The organism is Streptomyces hypolithicus (assembly GCF_052934925.1).
This window is the reverse complement of the sequence record NZ_CM128811.1, coordinates 3,282,080-3,295,973: the sequence shown is the minus strand read 5'-3', so window position 1 is coordinate 3,295,973 and position 13,894 is coordinate 3,282,080. Positions and strand designations below refer to the sequence as shown.

The window sequence follows — 13,894 nt, the reverse complement described above, 5'->3', positions numbered from 1 at the left end:
CCGCCGCCAGGAGCCACCCGCTCCGCAGACCGGAGAGTCCCATGGTTACAACGACCACCACCGAAACACCGCCGCCCGACCGGCGCGGCAGCGTCCGCGCGTCCAAGGGCAGCACCCGCCCCGGTGACCGGGTCTTCCTCGGGCTGTCCCGCGGATCCGGCATCACCCTGCTCGTGATCATGGCCGCCATAGCGGTCTTCCTCACCTACCGGGCCGCCCTCGCCATCTCCAAGGACGGGGCGAACTTCCTCACCACCTCCGAGTGGAACCCGGCCGGTGACCCCCCGATCTTCGGCATCGCCGTGCTGGCCTTCGGCACCGTCGTCAGCTCGGTCATCGCCATGCTCATCGCCGTGCCGATCGCGATCGGCATCGCGCTGTTCATCTCGCACTACGCGCCCCGCAGGCTCGCCGCGCCGATCTCGTACGTCGTGGACCTGCTCGCCGCCGTGCCCAGCATCATCTACGGCCTCTGGGGCGCCATCTTCCTGGTCCCCTACCTCGACGGCCTCAACAAGTGGCTGGGCGAGTACTTCGGCTGGACGTACATCTTCGAGCGGACCAGCGACGGCGTCGCCCGCAACCTCTTCACCGTCGGCATCCTGCTGGCGATCATGATCCTGCCGATCATCACCAACGTCACCCGTGAAGTCTTCCTCCAGGCGCCGAAGATGATCGAGGAGGCCGCCCTGGCCCTCGGCGCGACGCGCTGGGAAGTCATCCGGATGTCAGTCCTCCCCTTCGGCCGTTCCGGCATCATCAGCGCCTCGATGCTCGGCCTCGGCCGCGCGCTCGGCGAGACGATGGCCGTGGCCGTGGTGCTCTCCCCGAGCTTCCTGATCTCCGGCCACCTGCTCGACCCGGGCGGTGGCACCTTCGCCCAGAACATCGCGGCGAAGTTCAACGAGGCCAACGAGTTCGGCCGGGACGCGCTGATCGCGTCCGGCCTGGTGCTCTTCCTCATCACGCTGCTGGTCAACGGCGCGGCACGATGGATCATCGCCCGCCGCAAGGAGTACTCGGGGGCCAACGCATGAGCCACGTCATCCAGGACAACCGGCCCACCGCCGCCGTCCCCCACGCCACCCTGACCCACGCCCGTCTCCCGCGCTGGGCCCCGGCCGTCATCGCCGCCGGGTCGATCGCCGCGGGCTGCGGTCTCGGCATCGCCGCCGGCTGGCACAGCCGCGTCCAGTGGGGTCTGCTGGCCGCTGTGTTCTTCGTGGTCACGAGCTACCTCATCACCACCAAGGTGGAGGGAGGCCGCCAGGCCAAGGACCGATTCGCCACCAGCCTGGTCTGGGTCTGCTTCGTCCTCGCCGTCGTGCCCCTGCTGTCGCTCGCCTGGGTCACGATCAGCAAGGGCGTCAAGGTCCTCGATCCGTACTTCCTGACCCACTCGATGAACGGCGTCCTCGACGCCGACGTCGGCGGCGGCATCTACCACGCGCTGCTCGGCACCATCGAGCAGGTCCTCATCGCCACCGTGATCGCCGCGCCCATCGGGCTGCTGACCGCGATCTACCTGGTCGAGTACGGACGCGGAAGGCTCGCCAAGGCCGTCACGTTCTTCGTCGACGTCATGACCGGCATCCCCTCGATCGTCGCGGGCCTGTTCATCCTCGCCACCTGGAACCTGATCCTGGGCTTCGGCCCCTCCGGGTTCGCCGGCGCGATGGCGCTCGCCATCCTGATGATGCCGGTGGTCGTACGCTCCACCGAGGAGATGCTCAAGCTCGTCCCGAACGAGCTGCGCGAAGCCTCGCTGGCCCTCGGCATCCCGAAGTGGCGCACTATCCTCAAGGTTGTCCTTCCCACCGCGATCGGCGGCATCACCACGGGCATCATGCTCGCCGTGGCCCGTATCACCGGCGAGACGGCCCCCGTGCTGCTCCTCGTCTTCGGTACGAAGCTGATCAATGACAACCCCTTCGAAGGCGCCCAGTCCTCGCTGCCGCTGTACGTGTACGAGCAGTACGCCGTCGGCACCGACGCCGCGATCGACCGCGCCTGGGCGGCCGCCCTCGTGCTGATCGCCTTCGTCATGATCCTCAACCTGGTGGCCCGCGGCATCGCCCGCTGGAAGGCCCCGAAGACCGGCCGTTAGGCCAGCAGAAAGCAGTGATTCAGATGGCCAAGCGAATCGACATCAGCGGCCTGTCGGCCTACTACGGCACCCACAAGGCGATCGACGACATCTCGATGACCGTCGAGCCCCGCTCGGTGACGGCCTTCATCGGCCCGTCCGGCTGCGGCAAGTCCACCTTCCTGCGCACCCTGAACCGGATGCACGAGGTCACCCCCGGCGGCCGCGTCGAGGGCAAGGTGCTGCTGGACGACGAGAACCTGTACGCCAAGGAGGTCGACCCGGTCGCCGTACGCCGTACGGTCGGCATGGTCTTCCAGCGCCCCAACCCCTTCCCCACCATGTCGATCTTCGACAACGTGGCGGCGGGCCTGCGCCTCAACGGCTCGTACAAGAAGAACAAGCTGAACGAGATCGTCGAGAAGTCCCTCAAGGGCGCCAACCTCTGGAACGAGGTCAAGGACCGCCTGAACAAGCCCGGCTCCGGCCTCTCCGGCGGCCAGCAGCAGCGCCTGTGCATCGCCCGCGCCATCGCGGTGGAGCCGCAGGTGCTCCTGATGGACGAGCCGTGCTCGGCGCTGGACCCGATCTCGACTCTCGCGATCGAGGACCTGATCGGTGAGCTGAAGGAGCGCTTCACGATCGTCATCGTGACGCACAACATGCAGCAGGCGGCGCGCGTCTCGGACCGTACGGCCTTCTTCAACCTCTCGGCGGTCGGCCAGCCCGGCAAGCTCATCGAGATCGACGACACCGAGCGGATCTTCTCCAACCCCTCCGTGCAGGCCACGGAGGACTACATCTCCGGCCGCTTCGGCTAAGCCGGCACCCCTGTCCTGCGGTGCTGCATGGCGGTGCCACCGCAAGACAAAGGGCCCGCCCTCCACTCCTTCCAAGGAGCAGAGGGCGGGCCCATTTCACGTCTCGCAGGTCCGGCGACATGGCATCCCCACAGGCCCGGCGACTTCACCCAGCCGGTGCCGCACCATTCAGCCCGTCCGGCGTTTGAGGACCGGGGTCCGGGGCGGAGCCCCGTTCGGGAAGGGGCACCCGCACCCGCGTCAGCCAAACGCCAGAAGTACGACCCAATAACTCGCCGCAGCCACCAGCGCCGCAGCCGGCATCGTAATGAACCACCCCATCACGATGTTCTTGGCCACCCCCCACCGCACCGCACGCGACCCCTTGGTCGACCCCACACCCATGATCGCGGAGGTGATGACATGCGTCGTCGAGATCGGCGCGTGGAACATGAACGACGCCGTGTACATCACGGACGCCGCAGTCGTCTCCGCGGCGAACCCCTGCGGCGGGTCCAGCTCAATGATCCGGCGCCCCAGCGTCCGCATGATGCGCCAGCCACCCGCGTACGTACCGAGCGAAAGCATCAGCGCACACGCGATCTTGACCCAGGTCGGGATCGCATCGCCCTGGTCCTCGACATCGGCGATGACCAGCGCCATCACCACGATGCCCATCGTCTTCTGCGCGTCCTGCAGACCGTGCCCGAGCGCCATCGCGGCCGCCGAAACCGTCTGGGCTATACGGAAGCCGCGCTTCGCCTTGGACGGGTTGGCCTTGCGGAACATCCACAGGATGGCGACCATCACCAGATATCCGAGGATGAGCCCCACGAACGGGGACACGAACATCGGAATGACGACCTTCTCCAGGACGCCGGACCAGTAAACGGTCGTACCGCCCGCGAGCGCCGCACCCACCATGCCGCCGAACAGCGCATGCGAGGACGACGAAGGCAACCCGAAGTACCAGGTCACAAGGTTCCATACGATCGCGCCGATCAGCGCCGCGAAGAGGATGCCCATCCCCTTCGCGCCCTGGGGGGTCGCGATCAGCCCCTCGCTGACGGTCTTGGCGACACCGCTGCCGAGGAAGGCACCGGCGAGGTTCATCACGGCGGCCATGGCAAGAGCCGCGCGCGGGGTGAGCGCCCGCGTGGAAACCGAAGTCGCGATGGCGTTCGCGGAATCGTGAAAGCCGTTGGTGTACGTGAATCCGAGCGCGACCCCGATGGTCACGATGAGCGCAAAGGTGTCCACCGGGGGTCAGGACTCCTTGACGGCGATCGTCTCGACCGTGTTGGCGACGTGCTCGAAGGCGTCGGCCGCCTCCTCCAGCACATCCACGATCTGCTTCAGCTTGAGCACGTCCATGGCGTCGTACTTGCCGTTGAACAGTTGCGCGAGAAGCTTGCGGTGAATCTGGTCGGCCTGGTTCTCGAGGCGGTTGACCTCGATCCAGTACTCGGTGAGGTTGTCCATGGTCCGCAGGTGCGGCATGGCCTCGGCCGTCAGCTCGGCGGCCCGCGCCAGCACCTCGATCTGCTGCTCGACACCCTTCGGCAGCTCCTCGACCTGGTACAGCACGACCAGGTCGACGGCCTCCTCCATGAAGTCCATGATGTCGTCGAGCGACGAAGCGAGGTTGTAGATGTCCTCGCGGTCGAACGGCGTGATGAACGAGGAGTTCAGCTGGTGGAAGATCGCATGAGTCGCGTCGTCCCCCGCGTGCTCCGCTGCCCTCATCCGCTCCGCGATCTCGGCCCGGGCGGAGGAATCCGCCCCGAGCAGTTCCATGAGGAGCTTGGAGCCCGTGACGATGTTGTCCGCGGATGCGGAAAACATGTCGTAGAAGCTCGTCTCCCTGGGGGTCAGACGAAAGCGCACGTGGGGTCCTCGGGGTGCATTGGTTTCGGTCAGGGTGATGCTAGGCGCATCATCCGGCCACGGCTAACCGGCGTTGTTCAGTGTCGCCCATCGGGCACAGTGATCAGCACGGGCCCCCGGACCCCTACCCACGAAATTCGCTACCATATACCCATCAGGGGTATACAACCCCTTTCAGGACAAGGGAGGACGCCATGACGACCAGCGAGGCGGCCGGCGCGACCACGACCGAAGCGCCCTCCGGAAGCTCATCTTCCATCGTGACCGACCACGACCGAGGTGTGCACGGTTACCACAAGCAGAAGGACGAGCACCTCAAGCGCCTGCGCCGGATCGAGGGCCAGATCCGTGGCCTCCAGAGGCTGGTCGACGAGGACGTCTACTGCATCGACATACTCACCCAGGTCTCCGCTTCGACGAAGGCGCTCCAGTCCTTCGCGCTCCAACTCCTGGAGGAGCACCTGCGGCACTGCGTGGCCGACGCGGCGGTCAAGGGAGGCGGGGAGATCGACGAGAAGGTCGAAGAAGCGACCAAGGCCATCGCCCGCCTGCTGCGCACCTGACCCCGCCGGGGTCCGCACCCCTCATCAGCAGCTCAGCCGCCGCCCACGTACGCCGCGCCCTACACGCCCTCAACTTTCAGCACCTCGTCGATACGGTCCGAGCTGAGCCGTTCCTCGTCGGCAGTGGACGCCGCGATCATCAGCTCACCGCACAGCTCGATCTCGGCCAGGGCGATGTGGTCCTGGACGGGTGTACTGGCCATCGGAGCCACGTGCATCACCTCTTTCAGCCGTCGTCGGCTTCCTAGCGTAGGCAGCGGCACACACAACGCGCATGGCACGGACGGACCATTTCCGCCCCACCCACCCCCCTTCCTACGCCTGGATCTTCCTACGCCTGGATCTTCCCGGCGTAGATGTCCCGGTCGGCGGGAAACCGCACCTCGACCGGCGACCCGAAGGCGTAGAGGAGCGTGGTCGAGGCGACGGCGACCGTACGCCCCGCGTTGGCGAAGTCGAAGCGGTGGCGGACCTTGCGCAGCCGCCCCTCGTCGTCGAAGTACGCGTCGAACGGCACCGCGTCCTTGGAGAACCCTTTCGCCGCCGCGGCCAGCGCGGCGCGCGCGTGCGGCGCGGCGGTACGGGCGGCCGCCCCGATGTCCGTGACCCCCCGGTAATGCCGGACGGAGGTCCCGGCCAGGTCGGCCTTCCCGACGTACGTCGCTTCCTTCGTCCCGCGCAGCAGCTCGGCGGCGGCCAGCGGATCGGTCGCACCCCCGGTGACCAGATTGCCGTCGTCCAGGTCGGTGGTGTCGATACGCACCCACTTGTCGGCGGGCACGCCCGCCCCGCGGTTCTTCATGTAGAGCGCGCCGGGGGCCAGCAGTTCGGTGATCGGCCGGTGCTTGTCGACGCCGGTGGGATCCTGCGGCAGCATCACCTTGAGCTGCCCCGTCCGCTTCCGGAAGTCGTACGCTCCCTCGCCCCGGATGGTGACCCGGGTACCGCCGGTGGCCATGACCATCGACGTACGGGCCTTGGAGCTTCCGGCGGCGACGAGCGCGTCGGCGGCCTTGCGCACGGTCTCGACGGGGTCGCCGGCCTGCTGGTCCTCGGCGACCGCGCCACCGCCGGAACACCCGGCGGAGGCGATCAACCCCGCGACGACGGCTACGGCGACCGCCCCGCCCTTGGCCCTCTGCTGCACCACCATCGCCGCCAACCCCCAACGCCTACCGCACCAGGTCCAATCCACCCGCCCCTCCTAACGACCCCCCACCACCCCAGTAACGCCCCCGCGAAAGGCGACCCGTCCCACCCCCCCCCCGCCCGCCGCGCCCGCCCGAGCCACACAGCGCTGCGCCGACCGCCGAACCCGCCCACCCCACCACCCCCAGTACCGTGGACCCGTGCTCCACCACCCCCCGACGCACACCCCCCAGACGCACCACACGTCCTCCCGACGCGCCCCTCGCATCACTCGGCCCCAAGGGGCCTCCTGAGCTTCGGCCCGCTGCGCCGGCCTCCGACCGCCGAACCCGCCACCCCACCACCCCAGTACCGTGGACCCGTGCTCCACCACCCCCCGACGCACGCCACCCAGACGCACCGCACCGGCACCACCGAACGCGGTTCCTTCTGCTACGCCCACTGCTCCTGCGGCTGGCGCGGCCCCGCCCGTCGTTCGCGCGACCGAGCCCGCACCGACGCGGAGCTGCACGCGGTGGCCGGCTGACCTGTGACGTAGGCGGTGCGGGCTGTGGTGAGGCGCGCAGCGTCCCGCACGTCTCAGGGGTCCGGGGGCTTGCCCCCGGTTTCGGGAAGGGGCGGGGCTGGGGAAAAACCCACCCGGCACTCACCCGCGCCCGATGGAACCCGTTGCACCCGAACGCCGTCTCGTTGGTGGGGAGGCAACAACCATGGAGCGGCGCTCACTTCTGGCCTCGGCCACGGCCCTCGCGGCCACGGCCGCAGCAACCGCCTGCACAGGCGCCACCCCCGGCACCGACAGCCGCAACGGCACGGGCACAGACGCCGGCCCAAACCCCCGCCCCCGCCCAAACACCCGCACGGCCGCCCCTGCGCGAGTCCCCACCTGGCCGGCTCTCGCCCGCAGCCTCGCCGGCTCGCTCGTCCGCCCGGACGACGCCCAGTACAAGACCGCCCGCCAGCTCTACAACACCCGCTTCGACAGCCTGAAGCCGGCCGCCGTCGCCTACGTCGCGAACGACGCGGACATCAAGGAGTGCCTGACCTTCGCCAGATCGCACCGCACCCCCGTAGCCATCCGCAACGGTGGTCATTCCTACGCGGGCTGGTCCAGCGGCACCGGCCGCCTCGTCATCGACGTATCGAAGCTGGCAGGCGTCAAAGCGAACCGCACCGCCGCCACCATCGGCGCCGGCGCCAAGCTCATCGACGTCTACCAGGGCCTCTCCCGCGCCGGCCACCGCACCGTCCCCGCGGGCTCCTGCCCCACCGTCGGCATCTCCGGTCTCACCCTCGGCGGCGGCCACGGAGTCGTCTCCCGCGCGTACGGCCTGACCTGCGACAGCCTCACCTCCGCCACTCTCATCACCGCCGCTGGCAAGCGCCTGCGCTGCTCGGCCACCGAGAACGCCGACCTCTTCTGGGCCCTGCGGGGCGCGGGCAGCGGCAACTTCGGCGTAGTGACCGAACTGACCTTCCGCACCCACGACGCCCCCGCCGGCGTCTCCGCGTTCCTCTCGTGGCCCTGGTCGAAGGCGCACGCGGTCGTCGCGGCCTGGCAGGAGTGGGGCCCGACCCAGCCCGACGAGATCTGGTCGTCGATGCATCTCGCCGCGGGCGCCGGCGGAGCGCTCCCCACGGTCTCCGTCTCCGCCTTCTCCCTCGGTGCGTACGGCGAACTCCAGAACGCCGTCGACCGCCTCGCCGACAAGATCGGCGCCCCGGCCCGCTCCGTCTCCCTGCGCCGCCGCAGCTACCAGGAAGCGATGCTCCTGTACGCCGGCTGCGCCGGTCTCAGCGACGCCCAGTGCCACCTGCCCGGCACCACCCCCGGCCGCGCCCCCGAAGGCGTCCTCGGCCGCGAGACCTACGCGGCCCGCAGCGACTTCTACGACCGTTCGCTGCCCTCGGCCGGTATCCGCGCGCTGCTCGCCCGGGCCGAGGCGTTCACCCGGATCTCGGTGGCCCAGGGCGCCGGCGGCGGCAGCATCGCGCTGACCGCACTCGGCGGTGCGGTGAACCGCGTCGACCCGCTCGCGACGGCGTTCGTGCACCGGCGCTCACGGATGCTCGCCCAGTACATCGGCGCCTGGCGCGCCGGAACGCCCGGCACCGCCCAGCAGACCTGGCTGAAAAACACCCATGGGGCGATGCGCCGGTACGCCTCGGGCGCGGCGTACCAGAACTACACGGACCCGTCCCTGACCGACTGGCGCTCGGCGTACTACGGCGCTGCCGCGGACCGCCTGACCGAGCTGAAGAAGCGTTACGACCCCGACCGGCTCTTCGACTTCCCGCAGGCGCTGTGACGGAACCGGCGCACGCCGGCCCACTCAGCTCAGGCCGCGAGGTCGTTGCGCTCGCTGTCCGCGGCCCGCTGGCCAGGCACCACAGCGCCCCCGCCCGGACCGGAACCCGAACCGTCCGCCGGGCCCGTTCCCACGCCGGCGACCGCCACGCCCCGCTCGGCGGAGCCCTTCGCCCGTACGAGCCAAGCCACCTTCTCCGAACGGGCGATCGCACCCATGAGCGGCGTGAGCAGGGCCATCGCGACCGGCGCGAGCAGCAGCGCCACGGCCGTGCCGAGGGCGAGTCCGCCGACGACGTCGGTCGGGTAGTGCACGCCCATGTAGACGCGGCAGAAGCCTTCGACCAGCGCCAGCCCGATCGCGGCGAGACCGAACTTCCGGCTGGCCATGAAGACGCCGACGCCGATCGCCATCGCCATCGTCGCGTGGTCGCTGACGAACGAGTAGTCGGTCTTGCCGGCCACCAGGACTTCCAGGCCCTCGTGGTCGTTGAACGGTCTCGGCCGTTCCACGAACCCCCGGATGGGAATGTTGATCAGCAGCGCGATTCCGGCCGCCAGCGGCGCCCACACGAGCGCGGCGACCGAACCGACCGCGTCCTCGCCGCGACGCACGCTCCACCAGCACCCGAGCGCCACCAGGATCATGCCCAGCATGATTCCGTACTCGCCGGTGAACTCCATGACCCGGTCGAACCAGCCCGGCGCATCCGCGGCCAGTCCGTTGATGTCGTAGAGCAGACTGACGTCGGGGTTCGCCCCATCCAGTGCGAGTCCAGCCATCTGCCGCGGCCCCTTGCCTTGTTGCCTGCTGCGCGGCACACGTGACTGCGTGCCGCTCCTGCGAATCCCCGTGATCCACGCCCACTGCCCCGGTCAAGGGAACGCCCCGTCCGCCCCAGCCGTTCCAGTCTCCACCGAAAGATCACCATGACGTTATCGAAGAGAGACGGATCGCCGCAGCTCAGGGGGCACGACTGGCAGAGAGTTCAAGCCATGTCACGTAGCGCTGCGGTCTCCCGGCAGGTCCGTGGGGAGAGCTTTCGCACCGTCTTCGGTGACTCGCGTCGCACCGAAGTAGTCCGGGGTATCGATCTTGTCGAAGCGGATCACGGCACCGGTGAAGGGCGCATTGATCATGTACCCGCCGCCAACGTACAGACCGACGTGCCGGATCGCGCGTGAATTCGTCAAGTCGTCCGAGAAGAAGACGAGGTCCCCGGGGAGCAGCTCGTCCCGCGAGGGGTGCGGCCCGGCGTTGTACTGGTCATTGGCGACGCGCGGCAGCTCGATCCCGACCGTCCGGTACGCGGCCTGCGTAAGCCCCGAGCAGTCGAAACGCCCGCCCTGGTCCGGCGTCCCGTTGCCACCCCACAGGTACTTCGTGCCCAGCTTCTTCTGCGCGAAGTAGATCGCCCCCGCCGCCTGCCGCGACGGCTCGACCCGCCCGACGGGGCGCGCGAAGCTCTGCTCCAGACTGGTGATGATCTTCACGTAGTTCTGTGTCTCGCGGTACGGCGGCACACCCCCGTACTTGATGACGGCGTACGCGCCGGCGTTGTAGGCGGCGAGCATGTTCTTCGTCTGATCCCCCGCCACCTTCTTTACGTATCCGGCCAATTCGCAGTCGTACGTCGCGGCTGACGGAATCGCGTCGGCCGGATCCCAGATGTCCCGGTCGCCGTCACCGTCCCCGTCGATCCCGTGGGAGGCCCACGTCCCGGGGATGAACTGCGCGATGCCACGCGCGTTGGCCGGGCTCTGCGCCTGCGGGTTCCAGCCACTCTCCTGGTACAACTGCGCAGCGAGAAGCGCGGGGTTGATGGCCGGGCACAGGTTGCCCCACTTCTTTACGAGCGGCTGGTAGCGCCCGGGTACGGCCCCCTTGGCCAGCCCGACCGCCCGCCCGCCCCCCGCAGCACCGGCCAGCCCCGCGGCGGCGGAGAAGGTCCCGACGACGAGCAGCGCGACGAAGCTCAGGCACAGCCCTATTCCGACTCCACTGGCCACCCAGACTTTGCGCACCCCCCAACCCTCCCCCATCGAAGCCGGGTTCACAGCTGTTTGCGTCAAGCGACCGATGCGGTGTCGCACACGTCGTCACATAGGTCCGAGCCGCCGTTCACAAGGGAGATCAGCCGGGGTGGATCAGCTCGACCCTCGGAAAGTAGGTGCGATAACGCGCCACGTCCCGCGTGAGCAGGCGATACGACCGGACCGCCGCGTGCGCGCCGATGTAAAAGTCAGGCAGCGGCGAGGCCTTCGTCCCGCCTTGCCGCCGGTAGGCCAGGAACGCCTTGCCTGCGAGGAAGCCGGCCTCGTAGGGAAGTTGTTCCCTGCTGTAGTCGTCCGGCGGGAGCACTGCGTCCAGCGCCTCGATGGAGGCAAACCCAACGGACACCTCGGCGTAGACCAGCGGATTGATGACCACGTCCCCCTCGTCGCGTGCCCGCGCGAGGGCCTCGTCCGACCAGTCGGCCCACTTGGGATGGTTGGTCGCGATGTCGAGCAGCACACAGGAGTCGATGAGGGTGACCGGGGCCGCTCGCGCCTCCCGGGCCGACTCGACCGCGCGCAGATGCCTACTCGCCACGCAACAGCTCCATGAGCTCGTCCGTACTCAGGTCGGTCGTCGCGGTGCCGCGCAGCCGACGCGTGGCTCGCTGCCCCCGCGTAGCGCTGCCCTCCCGGCGCACTATGCGCAGCGTGCCGCCTTCCGCCACGACATCGACCTCGTCTCCGGGCCGGAGCCCGATCTGCTCGCGCAGCTCGGCGGGGATCGTCACCTGCCCCTTGCTGTTCACCCTCACAGGGCACCTCCGCTGCCGCCTGGCTCCGACCGTATCCCGTAATACACGTACCACGTAATACTAGCTCCACCCTCACCGCACGCACTCGACAGAGCCGCGCACCTGAGCTGTCCCCGCCGGACATCGAGCACCGCGTTTCGTTCCGCATCATGCGCCAAGCCGTCCTGTATGAGCCTGAGCCGCGCCAGTATCAGGCGCTCATCCACGAAGCCGCGCTACGCACGGAGGTCGGTGGGCGCAAGATCGCACGGGCGCAGCTCCAGCACCTCCTCGACATGAGCGAGCGTGACCACATGACCATCCAGGTCATCCCGTTCAAGGCCGGCGCTATCCCGGGTTCGGGCCAGTCCATCTACTACGCCCACGGCCCAGTTCCCCAGTTGGACACCGTCCCCCTCGACCAGTCCCATGGCCTCGCGTTCCTCGATGCGGAGAATCAGCTCCAGAACTACCGCACCCTGTTCACCCTGATCGAAGCTGCTGCGGTGTCCCCGGCAGTCACTCGGGACATGATCCACAACATCGGCCGACACCTTGAGGGGAACACCCATGCCCGCGTATGACCATTGGCAGAAGTCCTCCTACTGTGCCCAGGGCGACTCGTGCGTCCACGTCGCCCTCGGCACAAGCGGGGCGGTCAAACTCACGGAGAGCAGCGACCCGACTGGCGCCATACTCAGCAGCACCCCCACCGCCTTCGCGGCCCTGACCCGATCCCTCAAGGAGCGTCCCCATGACTGACGCCTCCGCCTGGCAGAAGTCCTCGTATTGCGCGCAGGGCGAGGCATGCGTAAGCGTTACCGCAGCGAGCGGCCGTACGGTCAAACTGAGCGAGAGCGCTGACCCCGCCGGGGTCATACTCACCACGAACCCCACCGCCTTCGCCGCCCTGCTCCGCACCGTCAAGGAGTCCTGAACCATGGCTGAGATCCCCGCCGACCTGGACTGGGTCCGCGCCGCCCCCGAGGGCGACCAGGGGCCCGGCCCCTGGATCGAGATCGCATTCGGCCCCGACGAGCTGGTCTACCTCCGCGAGACCAGCGACCCGGAGAACGTCGTCACGACGACCCAGAAGAAGTGGGATGCGTTCGTACTCGGCGTACAGGCAGGCGAGTTCGATCACTTCGCCGGACTGGACTAACGGCGGCCAATCCCCGCGTCGCGGGCGCGGCCGAAGCGCTCCGCGTCCTGGGACAGCTCGCGGAACTGATCGAAGCTCAGCCGCGAGCCGCGTCCCAGGCTCATCAGCCCACCGCCACCAGGCAGTGCTATCACTCCGCCGAACGCAGGGTCGCCGGCGAACCATGCGCCGTTCTCCATCTCCGCCGACCAGCGATTCCAGCGAAGCGGATTACGTGCCCGCATGGGCTCCGACCAGTCGTCGTCGCCAGGTCCGGTCCTGAGCTGAACGGGTACGCCGTCCGGTTGCTTCTGGCTCAACCGGCGGGCGGCCCCCCGGAGCTCCCAGGCGTACAAGCGCATCACCTTGCGCATGCGGCGCAGCCGGAGCAGGGCGCCGAAGTACGCGTACAGCACGCAGGGGAAAACGATGCCCATGAGAAGGGCGATCGCGAAGCCTGCAGGCGCCCTTCGCGGTCTCGGCAGCGAGCGAAGCCAGGAAGGTGAGCAGCGCCAGGACGCCGCCTCGTTCAGCGAACGCTCGGCGGCACGCAGCCGCGCCGTCGCGGCGTCAGCCTCCTCCTGGCTGGGGAACTGCCGGCCCGCCAGCTTGAGGTCCGGATGCCGGCCGGCCTCGTCGTGCCGCCCCTTGGCCTTGCCCGCCGCGGTCTTCTTCTCGCCGGCGTCGGCGTCGTACTTCTTCGCCAGGTCGTGATGAGCCGTGAGATCGCCGTCCCAGGTGTCCAACCAGGTGGCGGCCTTCTCCAGCGACTGCGCGGCATTCTTCATATGCAGCGGGAGTTCACCGTCGAGAGCCAAAATGATCGCCCGCAGGATACATCTCGGGCCGCACGGCCTTTCTCCTGCATTCAGAAAGCGGAAACGCAGACAACCTCTTCACTAAATGACTTCGCCGCGAACCATTCATGATTACTCGTCAGCTTTACGGGGCACCGGGGCCGGCCTCCGGCACGGGGACACCCGGCCGCAGCGCGCCGGACACATCAACCCGACCAAAGGTGTATAACGCCAATCATTGCCCGCAGTCACCCCTCGTGGTACACAGAGTGACCATACGCGTTTGGCGTACATCCGGTCGTGACCGCAGGTCAGGGCGGCGGGACCGGTGATCGGTGCGAAAGTCGGGTAAAGACAGCCACGAAGTCGACATA

The 13,894-nt window shown here is 68.5% G+C and carries 19 protein-coding genes; 10 read left to right on the top strand and 9 right to left on the bottom strand.

Annotated elements, in window-relative coordinates; all coding sequences use genetic code 11:
• Window positions 1-41 precede the first annotated feature (41 nt).
• Genes pstC through pstB form a run of 3 tightly spaced genes read left to right on the top strand, consistent with a single transcriptional unit; the run spans window position 42 to window position 2,907 of the window.
• On the top strand, window positions 42-1,037 hold the full coding sequence (pstC, locus tag ACU6WZ_RS15610) for a phosphate ABC transporter permease subunit PstC (RefSeq protein WP_447028661.1): 996 nt from the start codon (window positions 42-44) through the stop codon (window positions 1,035-1,037).
• Entirely contained in the window at window positions 1,034-2,107 is a 1,074-nt protein-coding gene (gene pstA, locus ACU6WZ_RS15605) for a phosphate ABC transporter permease PstA (protein ID WP_447028660.1), read from the top strand. Before pstC ends, pstA begins: the two co-directional genes overlap by 4 nt.
• A 23-nt stretch (window positions 2,108-2,130) precedes the next feature.
• Window positions 2,131-2,907, top strand: a complete 777-nt coding sequence (gene pstB, locus ACU6WZ_RS15600; RefSeq protein ID WP_447028659.1) for a phosphate ABC transporter ATP-binding protein PstB — start codon at window positions 2,131-2,133, stop codon at window positions 2,905-2,907.
• 240 nt (window positions 2,908-3,147) lie between these two features.
• Here pstB and ACU6WZ_RS15595 read toward each other — a convergent pair whose 3' ends face one another.
• Both ACU6WZ_RS15595 and ACU6WZ_RS15590 read right to left on the bottom strand, forming a co-directional pair.
• Window positions 3,148-4,146: an inorganic phosphate transporter gene (locus tag ACU6WZ_RS15595; RefSeq protein ID WP_447028658.1), complete on the bottom strand. Its 999-nt coding sequence runs from the start codon at window positions 4,144-4,146 to the stop codon at window positions 3,148-3,150.
• Window positions 4,147-4,152: 6 nt separating this feature from the next.
• The gene (locus ACU6WZ_RS15590; RefSeq protein ID WP_447028657.1) at window positions 4,153-4,773 is read right to left on the bottom strand and encodes a DUF47 domain-containing protein; all 621 of its coding nucleotides are present in this window, start codon (window positions 4,771-4,773) and stop codon (window positions 4,153-4,155) included.
• A gap of 194 nt (window positions 4,774-4,967) precedes the next feature.
• Between ACU6WZ_RS15590 and ACU6WZ_RS15585 the strand changes: the two genes are divergently transcribed.
• Complete coding sequence (locus tag ACU6WZ_RS15585) at window positions 4,968-5,336, top strand: metal-sensitive transcriptional regulator (protein ID WP_447028656.1); 369 nt, start codon at window positions 4,968-4,970, stop codon at window positions 5,334-5,336.
• A 59-nt stretch (window positions 5,337-5,395) separates the two neighbouring features.
• Here the strand turns inward: ACU6WZ_RS15585 and ACU6WZ_RS15580 are convergent, their stop codons facing one another.
• Together ACU6WZ_RS15580 and ACU6WZ_RS15575 are read right to left on the bottom strand one after the other, a co-directional pair.
• Window positions 5,396-5,539: a hypothetical protein gene (locus ACU6WZ_RS15580; protein ID WP_447034330.1), complete on the bottom strand. Its 144-nt coding sequence runs from the start codon at window positions 5,537-5,539 to the stop codon at window positions 5,396-5,398.
• A gap of 128 nt (window positions 5,540-5,667) precedes the next feature.
• Complete coding sequence (locus ACU6WZ_RS15575) at window positions 5,668-6,489, bottom strand: SCO4651 family lipoprotein (RefSeq protein ID WP_447028655.1); 822 nt, start codon at window positions 6,487-6,489, stop codon at window positions 5,668-5,670.
• Between the two features lie 357 nt (window positions 6,490-6,846).
• Here ACU6WZ_RS15575 and ACU6WZ_RS15570 point away from each other — a divergent pair, with 357 nt between their 5' ends.
• On the top strand, window positions 6,847-7,011 hold the full coding sequence (locus ACU6WZ_RS15570) for a hypothetical protein (protein ID WP_447028654.1): 165 nt from the start codon (window positions 6,847-6,849) through the stop codon (window positions 7,009-7,011).
• A 184-nt stretch (window positions 7,012-7,195) separates the two neighbouring features.
• Window positions 7,196-8,794 (top strand): FAD-binding oxidoreductase, encoded by a 1,599-nt coding sequence (locus ACU6WZ_RS15565; protein ID WP_447028653.1) that lies wholly within the window; start codon window positions 7,196-7,198, stop codon window positions 8,792-8,794.
• Between the two features lie 29 nt (window positions 8,795-8,823).
• Here ACU6WZ_RS15565 and ACU6WZ_RS15560 read toward each other — a convergent pair whose 3' ends face one another.
• The 4 genes from ACU6WZ_RS15560 to ACU6WZ_RS15545 form a co-directional block, all read right to left on the bottom strand.
• Entirely contained in the window at window positions 8,824-9,576 is a 753-nt protein-coding gene (locus tag ACU6WZ_RS15560; protein WP_447028652.1) for a phosphatase PAP2 family protein, read from the bottom strand.
• 216 nt (window positions 9,577-9,792) lie between these two features.
• Window positions 9,793-10,818, bottom strand: coding sequence for a bifunctional lytic transglycosylase/C40 family peptidase (locus ACU6WZ_RS15555; RefSeq protein WP_447028651.1), 1,026 nt, complete (start codon window positions 10,816-10,818; stop codon window positions 9,793-9,795).
• A 109-nt stretch (window positions 10,819-10,927) separates the two neighbouring features.
• Window positions 10,928-11,386, bottom strand: coding sequence for a type II toxin-antitoxin system VapC family toxin (locus tag ACU6WZ_RS15550; protein WP_447028650.1), 459 nt, complete (start codon window positions 11,384-11,386; stop codon window positions 10,928-10,930).
• Window positions 11,376-11,597, bottom strand: coding sequence for an AbrB/MazE/SpoVT family DNA-binding domain-containing protein (locus ACU6WZ_RS15545; protein ID WP_447028649.1), 222 nt, complete (start codon window positions 11,595-11,597; stop codon window positions 11,376-11,378). Before ACU6WZ_RS15545 ends, ACU6WZ_RS15550 begins: the two co-directional genes overlap by 11 nt.
• A 47-nt stretch (window positions 11,598-11,644) precedes the next feature.
• On the opposite strand from ACU6WZ_RS15545, the gene ACU6WZ_RS15540 reads away from it, so the two are divergent.
• Genes ACU6WZ_RS15540 through ACU6WZ_RS15525 form a run of 4 tightly spaced genes read left to right on the top strand, consistent with a single transcriptional unit; the run spans window position 11,645 to window position 12,744 of the window.
• Entirely contained in the window at window positions 11,645-12,166 is a 522-nt protein-coding gene (locus ACU6WZ_RS15540; RefSeq protein WP_447034054.1) for a DUF5753 domain-containing protein, read from the top strand.
• Window positions 12,153-12,344, top strand: coding sequence for a DUF397 domain-containing protein (locus ACU6WZ_RS15535; RefSeq protein WP_447028648.1), 192 nt, complete (start codon window positions 12,153-12,155; stop codon window positions 12,342-12,344). Before ACU6WZ_RS15540 ends, ACU6WZ_RS15535 begins: the two co-directional genes overlap by 14 nt.
• Window positions 12,337-12,519: a DUF397 domain-containing protein gene (locus ACU6WZ_RS15530; RefSeq protein ID WP_447028647.1), complete on the top strand. Its 183-nt coding sequence runs from the start codon at window positions 12,337-12,339 to the stop codon at window positions 12,517-12,519. The genes ACU6WZ_RS15535 and ACU6WZ_RS15530 overlap by 8 nt, the downstream gene beginning before the upstream one ends.
• 3 nt (window positions 12,520-12,522) lie before the next feature.
• Window positions 12,523-12,744 carry a DUF397 domain-containing protein gene (locus tag ACU6WZ_RS15525; RefSeq protein ID WP_447028646.1) on the top strand — a complete coding sequence of 74 codons (222 nt, stop codon included), beginning with the start codon at window positions 12,523-12,525 and terminating at the stop codon, window positions 12,742-12,744.
• On the opposite strand, the gene ACU6WZ_RS15520 is transcribed toward ACU6WZ_RS15525, so the two are convergent.
• Window positions 12,741-13,511 carry a hypothetical protein gene (locus tag ACU6WZ_RS15520; protein ID WP_447028645.1) on the bottom strand — a complete coding sequence of 257 codons (771 nt, stop codon included), beginning with the start codon at window positions 13,509-13,511 and terminating at the stop codon, window positions 12,741-12,743. The genes ACU6WZ_RS15525 and ACU6WZ_RS15520 overlap by 4 nt on opposite strands.
• Window positions 13,512-13,894: the final 383 nt, after the last annotated feature.